The sequence below is a fragment of the Streptomyces sp. BK340 genome, from assembly GCF_007827595.1.
Taxonomy (GTDB): domain Bacteria; phylum Actinomycetota; class Actinomycetes; order Streptomycetales; family Streptomycetaceae; genus Streptomyces.
The window spans coordinates 1-18,028 of sequence record NZ_VISR01000038.1 but is presented as its reverse complement, the minus strand read 5'-3'; the positions used below and the strand labels follow the sequence as shown (position 1 = coordinate 18,028).

The 18,028-nt window shown below is 75.0% G+C and carries 7 protein-coding genes; all 7 read left to right on the top strand.

The window, feature by feature from the left end:
* Nucleotides 1-41: 41 nt before the first annotated feature.
* The 7 genes from FB157_RS42100 to FB157_RS42060 all read left to right on the top strand — a co-directional run bounded on the left by FB157_RS42100 (nt 42) and on the right by FB157_RS42060 (nt 17,923).
* Nucleotides 42-1,937, top strand: a complete 1,896-nt coding sequence (locus tag FB157_RS42100; protein WP_261386896.1) for an RICIN domain-containing protein — start codon at nt 42-44, stop codon at nt 1,935-1,937.
* 434 nt (nt 1,938-2,371) lie between these two features.
* Nucleotides 2,372-9,778, top strand: coding sequence for a type I polyketide synthase (locus FB157_RS42085; protein ID WP_261386895.1), 7,407 nt, complete (start codon nt 2,372-2,374; stop codon nt 9,776-9,778).
* A gap of 1 nt (nt 9,779) precedes the next feature.
* The gene (locus FB157_RS42080; protein ID WP_145886362.1) at nt 9,780-14,528 is read left to right on the top strand and encodes a type I polyketide synthase; all 4,749 of its coding nucleotides are present in this window, start codon (nt 9,780-9,782) and stop codon (nt 14,526-14,528) included.
* Nucleotides 14,525-14,845: an acyl carrier protein gene (locus tag FB157_RS42075; RefSeq protein ID WP_094219583.1), complete on the top strand. Its 321-nt coding sequence runs from the start codon at nt 14,525-14,527 to the stop codon at nt 14,843-14,845. The genes FB157_RS42080 and FB157_RS42075 overlap by 4 nt, the downstream gene beginning before the upstream one ends.
* Before the next feature lie 2 nt (nt 14,846-14,847).
* Nucleotides 14,848-15,660, top strand: a complete 813-nt coding sequence (locus tag FB157_RS42070) for an alpha/beta fold hydrolase (RefSeq protein ID WP_145886360.1) — start codon at nt 14,848-14,850, stop codon at nt 15,658-15,660.
* Nucleotides 15,657-16,859, top strand: coding sequence for a glycosyltransferase (locus FB157_RS42065; RefSeq protein ID WP_145886358.1), 1,203 nt, complete (start codon nt 15,657-15,659; stop codon nt 16,857-16,859). The genes FB157_RS42070 and FB157_RS42065 overlap by 4 nt, the downstream gene beginning before the upstream one ends.
* Nucleotides 16,856-17,923, top strand: coding sequence for a class I SAM-dependent methyltransferase (locus tag FB157_RS42060; RefSeq protein ID WP_186581927.1), 1,068 nt, complete (start codon nt 16,856-16,858; stop codon nt 17,921-17,923). Before FB157_RS42065 ends, FB157_RS42060 begins: the two co-directional genes overlap by 4 nt.
* The last annotated feature ends 105 nt before the right edge of the window (nt 17,924-18,028 follow it).

Genomic DNA, 18,028 nt, shown 5'->3' with positions numbered 1-18,028 from the left:
TTTCGGATGCCGCCCTGCGGCTGGAAAGGAAATGGTGTTCCGTGCCGTCCCCCTACCCCCCACGCCCGCCGTTCCCGCCCCGCCCCGGTTCGCTGCCGGGGGAGTCCGACCGTGATCTCGTCGCCCTGCTGAGCGGCCCCGGCGACGGCCGCCATCACGCCGTCGCCCTGCTCCTGGCCCGGCACTGGCGGGCCACCCGCGACTACGCGATCGTCTGCCTGGCCGCCGCCGGGCCCGCGGCGCAACTGGTGGCCACCGCCGCCTTCCAGCAGGTGCTCGGCCGGCTCACGAGCGGGGTGGTCGGCGGCGCCCTGCGCCCGCAGCTGCTGGTGGCCGTCCGTGAGACCGTCCGCACCTGGGCTGCCGACGAGGCTGCCTGTGTGGTCATGCCGGAACTGCGCAGAACCACCGGTGGCCGTGGCCTGCGCGCGACAAAGCCCGGCACGCCCGAAAGGCGGCAACTCGCAGAACGCGCATTCCAGGCCCTGCCCGCAGCCTCCCAATGCCTTCTGTGGCATACCGAGGTCGAGGCGGAGTCCATAAACATACCCGCTGGTCTGTCGGGGGTGGACACGGCCACCGCCGCGATCGCCCTGGAGCGGGCCCGCGATCAATTCCGGGCGGGCTGCGTACGCGCCCACCGTGAACTCGCACCGTCCAGGGAATGCCGCTTCCACAACCGCCTCCTGGACGTCCCCATTCGCCGCGGCGGCTCCCTGCTCCCGGATGTGCAGGCGCATCTGGCGGCCTGCCGCCACTGCCGGCACGCCGCCGAACAGCTCAGCCATTTCGAGGGCGGCCTGGAAGTCCTGCTCGCCGAGACCGTGCTCGGCTGGGGCGCCCGCCGCTATCTCGACTCCCGGCCGGGCCGCGGCGCCCCGGAGGAGGAGCCCGCGCCGCACGCGGTGACCCCGGCGCAGGGCGGCCGGCACCGCACCGTTCCCGAGGGCGGGCGACGTGCGGTGCCGGCGGGCAGGCGGCGTACGGCCCTGGCGGTGGGCGTCGGTCTCACCTCGCTGGCCCTGCTGGCCACGGTGCTCGTGGTCAGGGGCTGGTCCGATGACAACGGTGTCCCGCGGCCCGGGGCCACCTGGGGTGCCCCGGTGGGCAGTTCCGCCCGTCCCGGCGCCGACGGGGACCGGTCCGCCACGATCTCCTCGTCCGCCGCCTCGGCCGGCGATCCCGTCGAGGTCGCCCACGGCAGGCTGCGCAGCCTCGCCTCCGGGCTCTGTCTGGCCGCGAGAGGGGGGAACGCCGAGGCGGGGGCGGGTGCCGTGCTCGCGGAGTGTTCGTCCGGCGCGTCACAGCAGTGGTCGTACCAGGACGACGGACTGCTGCGCAGCGCCGCCGATCCCGCACTGTGCCTGGCCGCCGACCCGGGGACGCGGAGCGTCGTGGTGTCCGCCTGCGTCGTGCACGCCGGAGAGGTCTCGTACGACATCACGGTCCGCGGCGAAGTCCTGCTCCGCCGGCCCGAGGGGCTCGCCCTCGCCCCGGGATCCGGGGACTTTCCGACCCGGGTGGTGGTCGCGGACCGCGACGGCTCGAAGGGGCAGCGCTGGGTCCTTGAGGCGGGGGCGCGGCCGGGGGCGGGAGCGGATGCGCCGTCACGGCGGGGCACGCCGCCGGAGGCGCCCGACCCCGGCCGGACCGAACCCTCGAAGGGGGCCGCCGAGCAGCCCGGGCGGCTGCTCGGCGGGGACGCTCCGGGTGAGGAGCGCGGACAGGGGCACGGGGACGGGCAGGGGCAGGGCCGGGGCCAGGAGCGTCGGCCTGCCGAGCCTGGGTACGAGACGCGGATCGCCCAGGCCGGCGCCCACGAGGACCCCGGCGCGGCGGAATCCGTCCCTCCCGCGCACCCGGTGCGCCGGCTCGTCCCCCGAGTCGCGGGCACCCTCGTCTCCGCGCCGACGGCGGTCGGCTCGCTGCTCGGCTGACGCCGGAGGGCCACCACGGACACGTGGTGGCCCTCGCACGCCGTCCTCCGGCCGACTCGCCGCCCCGCTCGGGGTGCACCGGGATCGAGCCACCGGGCTGAAGTCACGCGGAATTTACAGAAACCGATCCCGTGTCCCGTGACGTTGCCGCCCGGTGAGTCCACGGTGAATATGCCCGGCGCTTTGACGGGCTTGTGGGGGTGTGCCGAGAGGTTCGGCGCGGCCGTACGGTCATGCGGCGGACGGGGATTGCTCTGATTTTCGACGCTTGTGGGGGAATTCGGCGAGCTGGCCGAATCGATGCCACCGTCCGCGAAAAGGACGCGGCGTTATTGACCCGCCAGTAAGCAGCTCGCTAGGTTCCGGTGGCCTCGCACCAGAGAGTCCTGCCGCACACCCCCCACCGTGCTGTCTTGCCGATTCTTCGGAGCATCATGACCTCGCCCGTGCGCGCCCAAGACCTGATCCTGTGCCTCACCCCCTTCGGAGAACCCGACGCCGGGCCGGCCGTGGCAGCCTGCGGCGCCGGCGCGCTCGGCATCCTCGACCTCGGCGACGGCGACCGGCGATCCCGCGAAGAGCTGCACCGGCTGAGCAGATCGGCGCCGGGGCCCTTCGGTGTACGGGTGACCGGACGCTGCGCACTGGACCCCGGCGAACTCGGCGGTGCCCCCGACACCGTGGTCCTCGCGCGGGACGCGCCCTGGAACGTGGGCGAAGTGGCCGCGCGGTACCGGGTGCTGGCGGAGGTCACCGACCTGACGCAGGCCCGGGAAGCGGTGCGGGCCGGGGCTCATGGGCTGATCGCGCGAGGCGCCGAGAGCGGCGGCCGGGTCGGCGGGCTGAGTACCTTCGTCCTGCTCCAACTGCTGCTGGCCGAGGGCGGGTTGAAGGTCCCCGTCTGGGCCTGCGGGGGCATCGGGCCGCGTACGGCCGCGGCCGCGGTGGCCGGCGGAGCGGCCGGTGTCGTCCTCGACAGCCAACTGGCCCTGCTGGCCGAGTCCCGGCTGCCGGAGGCGGTGCGGGCCGCATTGAGGTCCCTGGACGGTTCCGAGACCGTGGTCGTCGCCGGGCACCGGGTACTGCGCCGACGCGGACCGGACGCCCCGCCTGCGCCCCCGGACGACGCCGAGGCGGTCGCCTCCCTGCTCGGCGCGCGCGACCTGCGCCGCCAGCTCCTGCCGGTGGGCCAGGACGGCTTCCTGGCAGCGCGGTTCGCCGATCGGTGGGGGGACGTACGGCGGACCGTGCGCGAGATACGGGCGGCGATCCGGGAGGTCGTCGGGGCGGCGGAGGACGCGGGCGCGGACGCGGCGGAGGACGCGGGCGCGGACGGCCACAGGCCGACGCGGGCGGATTCCGGGCCCGGGAGGCCGGCGGGCGGCGGGTCGGCCGAGTCTGCCGGCCGCGGCCCGGCGGAGTCGCACGGCGGCGGGTCGGCCGGGTCGGCCGACCGTGGGTCGGTAGTGGTCGGCGGCGGGCCGGTAGCAGCCGATGGTGGGGCGGCAGTCGCGGATGGTGAGTCGGCAGCGCCGTTTGGTGGGTCGGTAGCGGTCGACGACGGGTTGGCAGTGGCCGACGGTGGCTCGGCGTCGCCGCTTGCTGGGGCGGGAGCGGTCGGCGGTGGTGCGGTAGCGGCCGATGGTGGTTCCGCGGGGTCCTTGGGTGCGTCGGGAGTGGCCGACGGGGGGTCGGCGGCGCCGCTTGCTGGGGCGGGAGCGGTCGGCGGTGGTGCGGTAGCGGCCGATGGTGGTTCCGCAGCGCTCTTCGGTGCGTCGGCAGTGGCTCACAGCGGCTCGGCTGCGGCCGCCGCTGGTCCGGCCGAGTCGTTCGACGAGCGCCCGGCCGAATCGTGTGACGCCCCCTCGCCCAAGCCTGTCGACCACGGCCCCGCCAGTGCCCTGCTCCCCGGCTCCCCCATGAGCCGTGCCCTCGGTACCCGGCTCCCCGTCGCGCAGGGTCCCATGACGCGGGTGAGCGATCAGGCGGGCTTCGCCGCCGCCGTCGCCGCGGACGGGGCGCTGCCCTTCCTGGCGCTGGCCCTCGCCGACGGCGAGCGGACCCGGGTGATGCTGACCGAGGCGCGTGCCGTGCTCGACGGGCGGCCCTGGGGTGTGGGAGTGCTCGGCTTCGCGCCCGAGGACATCAGGAACGCCCAGCTGGAAGCCGTACGGGAACTGCGCCCCACGCACGCGATCATCGCGGGCGGCCGGCCCGCCCAGGCCGAGGCGCTGGAGCGGGCCGGGATCCGCACCTACCTGCACGTGCCCTCGCCGGGACTGCTGCGGCAGTTCCTGCAGGCCGGGGCGCGCCGGTTCGTGTTCGAGGGCTCCGAGTGCGGCGGTCACGTCGGACCGCGCGCCTCCTTCCCGCTGTGGGAGGCCCAACTCGCCGTGCTGGAAGACTTCCTGGCCAGCGAAGCCGACGCAGGGACCGCGCGGCAGCTGGAGGTGTTCTTCGCGGGCGGGATCCACGACGAGCGGTCCGCCGCGATGACCGCCGCCCTGGCCGCACCGCTCACCGCCCGGGGTGCCGCCGTGGGCGTCCTCATGGGCACCGCCTACCTGTTCACCGAGGAGGCGGTGGCACATGGCGCGATCCAGCCGCTCTTCCAACGGCAGGTCCTGACCGCCACCACGACCGCGCTGCTGGAGACCGCACCCGGCCACGCCACCCGCTGCGTCCCCAGCCCCTTCACCACGGACTACCGCGTTCGCGAGGCAGGGCTACGCGCGTCCGGACTGCCCGACCGGGAGGTGTGGGAGTCGCTGGAGCGGCTCAACGTCGGGCGGCTGCGCATCGCCAGCAAGGGCGTCGAGCGCTCGGAGCAGGGCGAGTTGACCGGGGTCGACGAGGAACGGCAGCTCAGCGACGGGATGTTCATGGCCGGTGAGGTCGCCGTCCTGCGCTCGGCGGTCACCACCCTCGCGGAACTGCATCACGCCGTCACCGACGGCGCCGCCGGCCTCCTCGCCGCCCGCGCTCCCCGCCCCGCCCGTCCGCGGGCCTGCGAACCCGCGCCCCCCGCCCCGCTCGACGTCGCCGTCGTCGGCATGGCCTGCATGTTCCCCGAGGCCCCCGACCTCGCCACCTTCTGGGCCAACGTCGTCACGGGACACGACGCCGTCACCGAGGTCCCGGCAGACCGGTGGGACCCGGCCGTGCACCACGAGGCAGGCACCACGGCGTCCAAGTGGGGCGGTTTCCTGCCCCGCATCCCCTTCGACCCGCTGGGCTACGGCATCCCGCCCGCCTCCCTCGGCAGCATCGAGCCGGTCCAGCTGCTGTCCCTGGAGGCCGCCCGCAGGGCCCTGGACGACGCCGGATACGGCGACCGGGGGCGGACGTTCGACCGCTCGCGCACCTCCGTCGTCTTCGGCGCGGAGGCGGGCAGCGACCTGTCCAACGCCGCCACCCTGCGCGCCGTCCTCCCGTCGTACTACGGCAGGGTCCCCGACGGTCTCGAGGAGCAGCTGCCGCGGCTGACCGAGGACTCCTTCCCCGGCATGCTCGCCAACGTCATCTCCGGCCGCATAGCGAACCGGCTGGACCTCGGCGGCGCCAACTACACCGTCGACGCGGCCTGCGCCTCCTCACTCGCCGCGCTGGACGTGGCCTGCAAGGAACTCGTCTCCGGCAGCAGCGACGTCGTGCTGTGCGGCGGGGCCGACCTGCACAACGGCATCAACGACTTCGTCCTGTTCTCCTCGGTGCACGCCCTCTCGCCGACCGGCCGCTCCCGCGCCTTCGACGGTTCCGCCGACGGCATCGCCCTCGGTGAGGGCGTGGCCTGCGTGGTCCTCAAACGGCTCGCGGACGCCGAGCGCGACGGCGACCGTGTCTACGGCGTGATCAAGGGCCTCGGCTCCGCGAGCGACGGCCGCTCCCTCGGCCTGACCGCACCACGCCCCGAAGGACAGCGGGCCGCGCTCGTGCGCGCCTACCGCAACGCAGGCGTCTCGCCCGCCGAGGTCGGCCTGGTCGAGGCGCACGGCACCGGCACGGTCGTCGGGGACCGCACCGAACTCACCGTACTCAGCGAGGTGTTCGCCGAGGCGGGCGCCGAAACCGGTGCCTGCGCGCTCGGCTCGGTCAAGTCGCAGATCGGGCACACCAAGTGCGCCGCCGGACTCGCGGGCCTGATCAAGACCACCCTCGCCCTGCACACCGGCGTCAAGCCGCCCACCCTCCACCTCGAGCGGCCCAATCCGGCCTGGTCGCAGGAGGAGAGCCCCTTCGCCTTCCACACCCGCGCCCAGCCCTGGGCGGCCCCGGCGGCGGAACGGTTCGCCGGAGTCAGCGCGTTCGGCTTCGGCGGAACCAACTTCCATGTGGTGGTGGGTGCTTACGACGGCGCCGCACCGCCGCAGCAGACCCTGGACGCCTGGCCCGCCGAGCTGTTCCTGTTCCGCGGCAAGGACACGTCCGCGGCCCACCGGGAGATCGAGGAGATCCTGCGGGCCGCCGAGTCCGACGGCCGCCCCTGGCGCCTGCGTGACCTCGCGCTCGCCGCCGCCCGGCGCGCGGACACCTCCCACGAACCGGTGCGGGCAGCCGTCGTGGCCCGCGACGTCGACGACCTGACGGGGCAGCTGAGACGCGTCCTCGCCGGGGAACACGAACCGGCTGCCGGCAGCCCCGTCGAGGGCGGGGCCGAGGTCGCCTTCCTCTTCCCCGGCCAGGGCAGCCAGCGGCCCGGCATGCTCGCCGACCTGCTGGTCGCCCTGCCCGAGCTGCGCCACTACCTGCACCTCGGCCGCGCCCACGCCGACACCCTGTACCCGCCCGCCGCCTTCGACGAGGCCGCCCGCGAGCGCCACCGGGCCGACCTCACCGACACCCGGGCCGCACAGCCCGCGCTCGGCATCACCGGCCTCGCCGCCCACGCCTTCCTCACCGCGGCGGGCGTCCAGCCGGACCTCGCGGCCGGCCACAGCTACGGCGAACTGGTCGCGCTGAGCGCCGCCGGAGCCCTCGACCCGGAGACCCTGCTGGAACTGAGCACCGAGCGTGCGAGCGCGATCCTGGCGGCCGCGGGCGACGAACCCGGCACCATGGCCGCCGTCGGAGCCGGGGCCGAGACCGTCGCAGGCGCCCTGCGCGCCGCGGGGGCGCCCGAGTCGGTCGTCGTCGCCAACCACAACTCGCCCGACCAGTCAGTGATCTCGGGCCCCACGGCCGAAGTCGAGACCGCCGTGGGCCTGTTGCGCGAGGCGGGCCTCGGGGTGCGTCGCATCCCGGTCGCCTGTGCCTTCCACAGCCCGGTGGTGGCCGCCGCCGGCGAGCGGTTCGCCAAGGTCCTCGCGGACAAGGCCGTACGGGCCCCCGAGTTCCCCGTCTGGGCCAACCGCACCGCAGCCCCGTACCCGCAGGACGCCGACGCCGTACGCGGTGAACTCGCCGCACAGATCGGCGCGCCGGTCGCCTTCGCCGCCCAGATCGAGGCGATGTACGAGGCGGGAGCGCGGATCTTCGTGGAGGCGGGCCCCGGCACGGTCCTCACCCGGCTCGTCGGCCGGATCCTCGGGGACCGTCCGCATCGCACCGTCGCCTGCGAACCCCGCGCCGACAGCGGTCTGCCCGGCTGGCTCGACGCCCTCGCCCAGCTGGCCCTCGCAGGGCTGCCGGTGCGCACCGCCTGGCTCTTCAGGGGCCGCGACGCCGTCGACGCGCTCCGTACGCCGGCGCCGCGGCGGCCCGGCTGGACGGTCGACGGACACCTCGTCCGCACCGCCGACGGAGCACTCCTGCCCGGTGCTCTCGCACCGGCCCGACGAGTCGTGGAGACGACTGTGACGACGAACCCGCAGCACGGTGCCCCGGCCGGCCAGGACGCCCTGATCTCCGAATTCCTGCGCACCAGCCGGGAGATGATCGCCGCCCAGCGTGACGTGCTGCTCACCTACTTCGGCGCCGCGCCCGGAGCGGCCCCGCAGGCCCCGGCCGCCCCCGCAGCGCCACCACAGGCCGTGCTCCCCGAGCCGGCCCGGCTGCCACCCGCCGCACTGCCGTCGCCCGAACCCGCCGAGCCCGAGCACGACGTCGAGCGTGTCGTCCTGGAGATCATCAGCGAGCGCACCGGATACCCCGTCGACATGATCGAGCCCGACCTCGACCTGGAGGCGGATCTGAGCATCGACTCGATCAAGCGGGCCGAGATAGCGGGCGAACTCGCCAGACGCCTCGGGATCGCCGGCGGAGCGGAGATCCTGGACGACGCGGAGCTGGAGGAGCTGGCCAAGGCGCGCACGGCGGCGTCGGTGACGGCCTGGCTGACGGCGCGGGTCGGCGGGGGCGCCGGTGCCGGTCCGGAGGCCGGCGCAGCAGCCGGCCGGGAACCGGCGGCCCCGCACGAGCACACACCCCTCGGTGAAGCCCCGAAGCGCTGCGAACTGCTCCCGGTGCCCCTTCCGTACCCCTCGGCCGACCCGGCCACGACCCTCTCCGGCGCCCGGTTCGTGCTGCTCGGGGACGGCGGGGGAGCGGCGGCCGAGGTCGCGGAACGGCTCCGGGCGCACGGCGCCGACGCGGTGACCGTCGACCGGGCCCACCTCCTCGGCGAGGCCGACGGCAGAGTCGACGGCGTCCTGTACCTGGGCGCGCTTCCCGGTCCCGAGCTTCCGGTGCTGCCCGAGGCCTTCCCCGTGCTGCAGGCGGCCCTGGCCCGCGCACCGCGCAGCCTGCTGGCCGTGCAGCCGGCCGACGGCGAGGCGGCGACCCGGTCGGCCGGTCTCCACGGCCTCTTCCGCAGCGTCGCCCGGGAGTACCCCGACACCCTCGCCCGGATCGTCACCGTCCCCGACACCGCCCCCGGGGCCGTCGCCGAAGCCCTGCTCGCCGAGCTGCTCGCGCCGGAGCCGGCCCCCGTCGTCCTGCGTACGGACACCGGACAGCGGCACGGTCTCGAACTGGTGGCCGCGCCCCTGGGCCCGCTCGGCAGCACCGGTGCGGGACCCGCCGCGGACGGTGCCGCCGAGGCCGCCGCGCTCGGCCTGGACCGGGACTCCGTGGTACTGCTGGTCGGGGGCGCCCGGGGCATCACGGCGAGATTCGCCGTCGCGCTGGCCGCCGCGAGCCGCTGTCGTGTCGAGCTGGTCGGCCGCACCCCCGCTCCCACCGCGCCCGAGACCCCGGCGATCGCCGCAGCCCGCACCGCCGTCGAACTGCGCGCCGCGCTCGCCGCGAACGGCTCGCTCAAGCCGGCGGAGGCCAACCGGGCGGCCGAACTCGTCCTCGCCCAGCGGGAGATCGCCGCCACTCTCGCAGAACTCGCCGCCCTCGGCAGCGAGGCCCGCTACCGCTCGGTCGACTTCCGCGAGCGGGACGCCGCGCTCCAGGCCGTCAAGGAGATCCACGCCGAACACGGCCGGCTCGACGGCGTCGTCTTCGCCGCCGGGGTGATCGAGGACCGGCTGATCGCCGAGAAGAGCCCCGACTCCTTCCGGCGCGTGTACGGCACGAAGACGGCCGGGGCCGCCGCGCTGCTCAGCGCCCTGGAGGACCTGCCCGACGGACCGGGATTCACCGTGCTGTTCGGCAGCATCGCGGCCGTCCTCGGCAACCGCGGCCAGGCCGACTACGCCGCCGCCAACGACGCACTGGAACGCCTCGGCGCCGACTGGGCCGCGCGCACCGGCCACCGCGCGCTCACCGTCCACTGGGGCCCCTGGGCACCCGCCGGCCTCCACGGCGGCATGGTCGGCGAGGAACTGGGCCGGGAGTACGCCCGCCGCGGAGTCAAGCTGATCGACCCCGACGAGGGCACCGCGGCCCTGCTGCGGGAACTCGCCTGGGGCGAGCGCCCGGCCCGCGCCGTCGTCTACACCGCCTCGGGCTGGTGAGATGCCGGAGCCTCAGGCGCCCGTCGCCATAGTGGGAATGGCGGTGCTGCTGCCCGGTGCCGCGGGGATCGACGCCTACTGGCGCAACCTGCGCGACGGCGTGGACGCCATCGCCGACGTCCCGGAGGGCCGGTGGGACGCCGGCTACTACCGGCCCGGCTCGGCCGCGGAGCCCGCCGTCGCCGACCGGATCTACTGCCGGCGCGGCGGATTCGTGGACGGACTGGCCGAGGTGGAGGTGACCCGGTACGGCATCATGCCCGCCTCCGTGCCGGGCACCGAGCCCGACCAGCTGATCGCCCTCGACGTGGCCGCCGCCGCGCTGGCCGACGCGGGCGGCACGGACCGGCTGCCGGAGCGGGACCGGATCGGCGTGGCCCTGGGCCGCGGCGGCTACCTCACCCCGGGCCTGGTCCGGCTCGACCAGCGTGTGCGCACCGCCGGACAACTCGTGCGCACCCTGGGAGAGTTACTGCCCGACCTGTCGTCCGCCCAGCTGGACCGGGTGCGGGAGGCGTTCACCGAACGGCTCGGCCCGGACAGCCCCGAGTCCGCGATCGGCCTGGTCCCCAACCTCGCCGCCTCACGCATCGCCAACCGGCTCGACCTGCGCGGCCCCGCCTACACCGTGGACGCGGCCTGCGCCTCCTCACTGGTCGCCGTCGACCAGGCGGTCACCGAACTCGGCACCGGCCGCTGCGACATGATGCTGGCCGGGGGAGTGCACCACTGCCACGACATCACCCTCTGGAGCGTCTTCTCCCAGCTCCGCGCCCTGTCGCCGAGCCAGCGCATCCGCCCCTTCCACCGCGACGCCGACGGCATCCTCATCGGCGAGGGCACCGGCGTCGTCGTACTCAAACGGCTCGCGGACGCCGAACGGGACGGCGACCGCGTGTACGCGGTGATCCGCGGGACGGGCGTGGCCAGCGACGGCCGTACCGCCGGGCTGGTCACGCCCGACCCCGGCGGCCAGACCCGAGCCGTGCGCCAGGCCTGGCACGCAGCCGGACTCGACCCCGCCGCACCCCACTCCGTCGGCCTGCTGGAGGCGCACGGCACCGCCACGCCCGCCGGTGACACCGCCGAACTCACCACGCTTGCCGAGGTGTTCGGGCCGGGCGCGGCCCACGACGACGAGCGGCCCGTGCTCGGCTCGGTGAAGTCGATGATCGGCCACACCATGCCGGCCGCCGGTGTGGCCGGCCTGGTCAAGGCCGCCCTCGCCCTGCACCATGGCACCCTGCTGCCCACCCTCCACTGCGACGACCCCCACCCCGCCCTCGCGGCCACCCGCTTCCGCACTCTGGAACGGGCGCGCCCCTGGGAGACCGGCCCGCAACAGCCGGTCCGGCGGGCCGCCGTGAACGCCTTCGGGTTCGGCGGGATCAACGCCCACGTGGTGCTGGAGGAGGCGCCGGGCGAACGAGCGAGGTCCCGGCACGCCCGGACCTCGGTCGCCGAGCCGGAGCGCGTCCTGCTGCTCGCCGCCGACACCGGGGACGACCTCGCCGCCCTCCTCGCCGCCGACGACCGGGCGGTCCTCGCCGCCGGCCTCGACCCCGCCCGGCCGCACCCCGCCGCCGGCCCCGTACGCCTGGGCATCGTCGAACCCACCGCCAAACGGCTGGCCCTGGCCCGTCGCGCGGTCGCCAAGGGGCGCGCCTGGCAGGGCCGCAGTGACGTCTGGTTCCGGCCCGCCCCGCTGCTCGCGCCCGGCAAGCTGGCCTTCGTCTTCCCCGGCCTCGAAGGCGACTTCGCGCCCCGCGCCGACGACGTCGCGGCCCACTTCGGCCTGCCCCCGCTCGCGGCCACCGGCACGGACGTACGCGTCGACGACGTCGGACGGCACGGCTTCGGGGTCGTGGGCGTGGGCCGGCTCCTGGACAGCGCGCTGCGCCGCATGGGGGTCGTACCGGACGCGGTCGCCGGGCACAGTGTCGGCGAGTGGACGGCCATGGCGGCGGCCGGGCTGTACTCGAACGCCCAAGTGGACGCCTTCATGGCCGAGTTCGACCCGGACACGGTGACCGTTCCGGGGCTGGCCTTCGCCGCGCTGGGCGCCTCGGCGGACCGTGTCCGGACGGCTCTCGCCCGGTCCTGGGCAGGCTCCGGGATCGTCCTCTCCCACGACAACGCGCCCCGCCAGTCGATGGTCTGCGGCCCGGACGCGGCGGTGCAGGAGTTCGTACGGTCCTTCCGCGCCCAGGGCGTCCTGTGCCAGGTGCTGCCGTTCCGCTCCGGCTTCCACACGCCGATGCTCGAACCGTATCTCGCCCCCATCCAGGAGGCCGCCGACCGCTTCCGGCTCCATCCGCCGACCGTGCCGGTCTGGTCCGGGACGACCGCCGCACCGTTCCCACGGGACGAGGCAGCGGTGCGCGAGCTGTTCGTACGGCACCTGCTGGAGCCCGTCCGCTTCCGCGAGCTGATCGAGTCCCTGTACGCGGCGGGCCACCGCACCTTCGTCCAGACCGGCCCCGGCCAACTGGCCTCCCTCATCGACGACACCCTCGCCGACCGCGATCACCTGGCCGTCGCAGCCAACTCCCCGCACCGCTCAGGAATGACCCAACTGCGATGTGTGGCCACGGCGTTGTGGACGGCAGGGGCACGGGTGGCTCCCGCGCTGCCCGTGGTTCCGGCACGCGGGGCGGCTGACGGCGTCGTAGCGCCCGAGGCGGCGTCCCGCGCGCACTCATCCGTGACCGCACCCCGCACCCACGCGTCCGCGACGGCACCCGCACGCCCCGCCGTCCACCTCGACCTGGACGGTGCCCTGGTGTCCCTGGCCGGGCCGGACCTGGACGCGCTGCGCTCGGAGCTGCGGCCGAGCCGGCAGGCGGCGCACTCCTCGCAGCCGCCCCGCCCCGGTACGTCCTCCCTCGACGACCTCGCCACCCGCTTCCCGGCCGCCGCCGAGCTGACCGCCCTGCTGCGGGACACCGCGGACACCGCGGCGGAGCTGATCACGGCGCACGGCCGCCGAAGCGGCCGCAGCGACGGCGGACCGGGACCGCTCACGGCCGCCGCCGGTGCCGCCGCGGCCGCGAAGCCCCCCGCTTCCGTGCCGCGCACCGTCGCCGCGGCCCCGGCACACCCGGCCGTCACACCCCACACCCCCGTCCCCGCCCCGGCCCCCGCCACCACAACGGTCCACATCTCCGCCCGCTCCATGCCCCACCTCCTCGACCACTGCTTCTTCCCCCAACGCCCCGACTGGCCGGACGTGGAGGACCGTTGGCCGGTGGTCCCGGCGACCACGATCGTCCGGCACATGATGGACGCGGCGGAGGACGCGGCTCCCGGCCTGCGCGCCGTCGCCGTGCGCGGTGCCCGCTTCGACCGTTGGCTCACCGCCACACCCCCCGTCGACGTGCCCGTCACCGTCACCCCCGAGCCGGGCCACCCGGACCGCGTCGCCGTCGCCTTCGGCCCCACGGCCCGTGCCGTGGTCGAACTGGCCCCGCACCACCCCGCACCGCCTCCGCCGGGCCCGCGCCCGGACGCCCCCGAACGCCTCCCCGAGCACACCGCCGCGCAGATCTACCGCGACCGCTGGATGTTCCACGGCCCGGCCTTCCAGGGCCTCACCGAGCTGACCGCGGTCGGCGCACGGCACATCCGCGGAGTGATCACCGCACCCGCGGCGCCCGGTGCCCTGCTCGACAACGTCGGTCAGCTGCTGGGCTACTGGATCATGGCCACGCGCACCGAGCGGACCGTCGTGTTCCCGGTGCAGATGCGCGAGATGCGCTTCCACGGGCCCCATCCGGCCCCCGGGGCGCAGGTCGACTGCCTGCTGCGGATCACCTCGCTCACCGACACCCTCCTGGAGGCGGACGCGGAACTGAGCATCGACGGGCAGGTGTGGGCCGTACTCATCGGCTGGCAGGACCGTCGCTTCGACAACGACCCGCAGACCCGCCCCGTGGAACGCTTCCCCGAGCGCCACACACTTTCCGAGGCCCGGCCCGGCGGCTGGGCTCTCGTGCACGAACGGTGGCCCGACCTCGCCTCACGCGAGCTGATCATGCGCAACTCGCTCGGCGGTGCGGAGCGCGCGGAGTACACGGAGCGCCCGCCACGGGGCCGCAGACAGTGGCTGCTGGGCCGGATCGCGGTCAAGGACGCCGTACGGCAGTGGCTGTGGCAGCACGGCGAAGGTCCCGTCTTCCCGGCGGAGATCCGCGTGCACAACGACGAACTCGGCCGGCCGTACGTCACCGGCGTGCACGGGCGCACCCTGCCCCCGCTGGACGTCTCGCTCGCCCACCGGGCCGAGGCGGGCGTGGCGATCGTACGGCCGCACACCCCGAAGCCCGGCCCCGGGATCGACATCGAGGAGGTCACCGCGCGCGATCCCGCGACGCTCGCCACCGCTCTCGGCGCGGACGAACTGCGGCTCCTGCGCACGCTCCGCGCGGACGGCCCCGACGGCGAGGACCTGTGGTTCACCCGTTTCTGGGCCGCCAAGGAGGCCGTGGCGAAGGCCGAGGGCGTCGGATTCGGTGGCCGCCCCAGGGACTTCACCGTGCGCGAGGCCGCCCCGGACGGCAGCCGCCTGGAGGTCTCCGGGCGGCTGGAGCGCGCCTACACCGTGCACTGCGCGCCGGCGGGCAATCCGCCCGCCCTGCCCCGACGCGCCTACGTGGTGGCCTGGACCACGGGACCCGAGTCCGGTGCAGGACCAGGCGATGGACCAGGCGATGGACAAGCAGACGAAGCAGCCGAGGAGTCCCCGCGATGAACCCCACCCAGCCGGTGCCGGCGCAGCCCACCACCGACACCGTGCTCGCCGACATCACCGGCATGCTCCGCACCCTCCTCGCGGAGTACGGCGAGGACGACGTGGTGATCGGCATGTCCACCACCTTCAACCGCGACCTGGAACTGGAGAGCATCGACCTCGTCACCCTGGCGGGACTGCTGGAGGAGCGGTACGGCCGGCGGGTCAACCTCGCCGAGTTCCTGGCCGGCATGGAGTTCGACGAGATCATCGAGCTGACCGTGGGCCGGCTCGTCGAGTACGTGGTGTGGAGCCTGAAGACCACGGAGGCGGGCTGACCATGGCGATGATCGACGCCGACGGTGTCCGCCTGCACGTCCAGCGGATCGGGCCCGCGGACGGCCGTACCCCGCACGCCACGGTCGTCCTCGTGCACGGCCTGCTCACCGACAGCCTGGCCAGCTACTACTTCACCGTGGCCCCCGCCTTCGCGGCGGCCGGCCTCGACGTCGTCATGTACGACCTGCGCGGACACGGCCGCAGCGGGCGCCCGGCGGACGGTTACAGCCTCGACCACAACATCGACGACCTGGAGGCGCTTCTCGACCGGCTCGGGATCACCGGGCCCGTGCACCTCGTCGGCAACTCCTACGGCGGCACCATCGCCTTCGGCCACGCGGCCCGCCACCCCGACCGCACGGCCAGCCTCACCCTGATCGAGTCCGAACCCGCGACCGCCGCCTGGGCGGTGAAACTGGGCGGCATCCTGCGCCGGGTGCTGACCGAACTCGCGCACAACGAGTCCGACGCCCTCGCCTGGATCGCCGCCCACCGCGGCCACAACACCGCCCGCCTGGCCAAGGGCGCTGCCCGGCTCGCCCGCGAGACCACCCTGGGCCGGGACATCCCCGCGAGCCGGGTCCTGACCGAGGACCAGATCAGGGCCGTACGCTGCCCGGTCCTCGGCGTGTACGGCGGCGACTCGGACCTGGTGGACCTGGTGCCGCTGAAGAAGGCGCTGCTCACCGACTTCCGGCCGGTCGTACTGCCCGGGCACGAGCACTCGGTGCTGGTCGAGGCGGCCCCGGCCGTCGGGGGGCACATCCTTGACCTGATCCACTCCGTCGGTGACGTGCGGGCGGGGGTCAGGTGAGCCGGTTCCTGTTCGTCGTCCCGCCACTGGTCGGACACATCAACCCGGCCGTCGGCGTCGCCGCCCGGCTCACGGCGCGCGGACACCGGGTGGCCTGGGTGTGCGCCGACCCGGCGCTGGTCCGCCGGCTCGCGGGCGAGAACGCGGAGGTGTTCGCCTGCGCGGGCCCGGTGCCGGGCGCCGAGGGCGCCGTACGACCGCCCGACCTGCGGGGTGCGGAGGCGCTGAAGTTCCTGTGGGAGGGCTATCTGGTGCCGCTCGCCGACGCGATGGCGGCGGGCGTCCGTGCGGCCGCCGGGCGATTCGGCCCCGACGTGGTCGTCGCCGACCAGCAGGCCTTCGCCGGTGCCCTGGTGGCCGACCGCCTCGGCCTGCCCTGGGCGACCTCCGCCACCACCTCGGCCGAGTTCACCGGCGCCTACGACGGCATGCCCAAGGTCGCCGAGTGGCTGCGGCAGCGTCTGGCCGGGCTGCGCACCCGGATCGGCGACCCGGCCGGCACCGCCGACCCGCGCTACTCGCCCCACCTGCTGCTCATCTTCAGCACACCCGAATTCATCGGCCCCCAGGCTCCGTTGGGGCAGCGGATCCACTACGTCGGCCCGTCCCTCGCCGACCGCCCCGACGGGCCCGGCTTCCCCTGGGACTGGCTGGACACCGGCCGGGCGAAGGTCCTGGTGACCCTCGGCACCGCCAACGCCGACGCCGGGGGCCGCTTCCTCGCCGAGTGCCGCACCGCGCTGCGCGAACGCGCCGACCGGGTGCAGGCGGTACTCGTCGACCCGGGCGCCACCCAGCCCGCCGACCTGTCCGACAAGGATGTGCTGATCCTGCCGTCGGTGCCCCAGCTCCCGCTGCTGGAACGGATGGACGCGGTCGTCTGCCACGCCGGACACAACACGGTGTGCGAGGCGCTGTGGCACGGTGTCCCGCTCGTCGTGGCGCCCATCCGCGACGACCAGCCCGTGGTGGCCGCCCAGGTCGTGGACGCGGGCGCCGGCGTCCGGGTCCGCTTCGGCCGGGTCACCGCACCCCGGCTGGGCGCGGCCCTCGACACCGTCCTGCAGGACCGCGCCCACCGGGCCGCCGCCACGCGCGTCCGCGCGGCGTTCCGCGCCGCGGGAGGCGCCCGCGCGGCCGCCGACCACCTCGAACGACTGGCAGCACGAAGCAGCGGAGGGACGACGGAGAACCGATGAGCGACCACAGTGACAAGAGCGAGCGCATCGCCGCCCTGCGCCCCGCCTACCTGGACGACCTCGCCGACGGCACGGAACGCTTCTTCGCGCCCCGCCGCACCGCCTGCCCCTGGTGCACGTCGAGCAGCCTGACGACCCGCCTGCACACCACCGACCTGCTCCAGCACAAGCCCGGCCACTTCACCCTCGACCGCTGCAGGGACTGCGGACACATCTTCCAGAACCCCCAACTGACCGAAGAGGGGCTGGAGTTCTACTACCGCGACTTCTACGACGGCCTGGGCGAACAACGGATGAGCGGCACCTTCGGCGGTCGCACCGCGATGTACCGGGACCGCGCGCAGGCGATGGCGCCGCACGACCCCACCCCGAAGAACTGGCTCGACGTCGGCACCGGCCACGGCCATTTCTGCGAGGCCGCCCGCACCGTCCTGCCCGGCACGTCCTTCGACGGTCTGGACTTCACCGACGGCGTCGAACTCGCGGCCCGCGAGGGCCGCGTGGAGCATGCCTACCGCGGCGCCTTCCCCGACCTCGCACCCGAACTCGCCGCCCGCTACGACGTGGTGAGCATGTTCCACTACCTGGAGCACAGCGCCGGCCCCGACCGTGAACTCCGCGCCGCCCACGAGACCGTACGCCCCGGCGGTCATCTGCTCATCGAGGTGCCGGACCCGGAGAGCCGCTACGCCCGGCTCCTCGGCCGCTGGTGGCTGCCCTGGCTCCAGCCGCAGCACCTGCACTTCATACCGGTCGCCAACCTGCGCCGGCGGCTGACCGAACTCGGCTTCACGGTGGTCGCCGAGCAGCACGCCGAGCCGCACGACCCGGTCGACCTGCTCGCCGCCGTCTGGCTGGCCCTCGACCACACCGCCCCGCGCGACGACGCACCCTGGCTGCCCGAACCTCCCGGCGCCCTCCGCCGTGCCCTGCGCACCGCGCTCCTGCTGGCAGGCGTCCCCGCCCTGCTCACGGCCACCCTGCTCGACCGCTTCGCGGTACGCCCACTCTCCCACCGCCTCGGCCTGTCCAACGCCTACCGCCTGGTGGCCCGCCGCGAGTGACCCCGCTCAGCGCGCTAGGTCCTGTCGTCAAATTCCCGTCGTCGCCCGAAGGGCGGCCTCGCGGCGTCTGGTGCGTGCTCTCGGCGTGCCGGGCGGAAGTCCTCG

Excerpts from the sequence above, each read along its gene's own strand:
- FB157_RS42085 (WP_261386895.1), top strand. The coding sequence starts at position 2,372 with ATGACCTCGCCCGTGCGCGCCCAAGACCTGATCCTGTGCCTCACCCCC.
- FB157_RS42080 (WP_145886362.1), top strand. The coding sequence starts at position 9,780 with ATGCCGGAGCCTCAGGCGCCCGTCGCCATAGTGGGAATGGCGGTGCTG.
- FB157_RS42075 (WP_094219583.1), top strand. The coding sequence starts at position 14,525 with ATGAACCCCACCCAGCCGGTGCCGGCGCAGCCCACCACCGACACCGTG.
- FB157_RS42070 (WP_145886360.1), top strand. The coding sequence starts at position 14,848 with ATGGCGATGATCGACGCCGACGGTGTCCGCCTGCACGTCCAGCGGATC.
- FB157_RS42060 (WP_186581927.1), top strand. The coding sequence starts at position 16,856 with ATGAGCGACCACAGTGACAAGAGCGAGCGCATCGCCGCCCTGCGCCCC.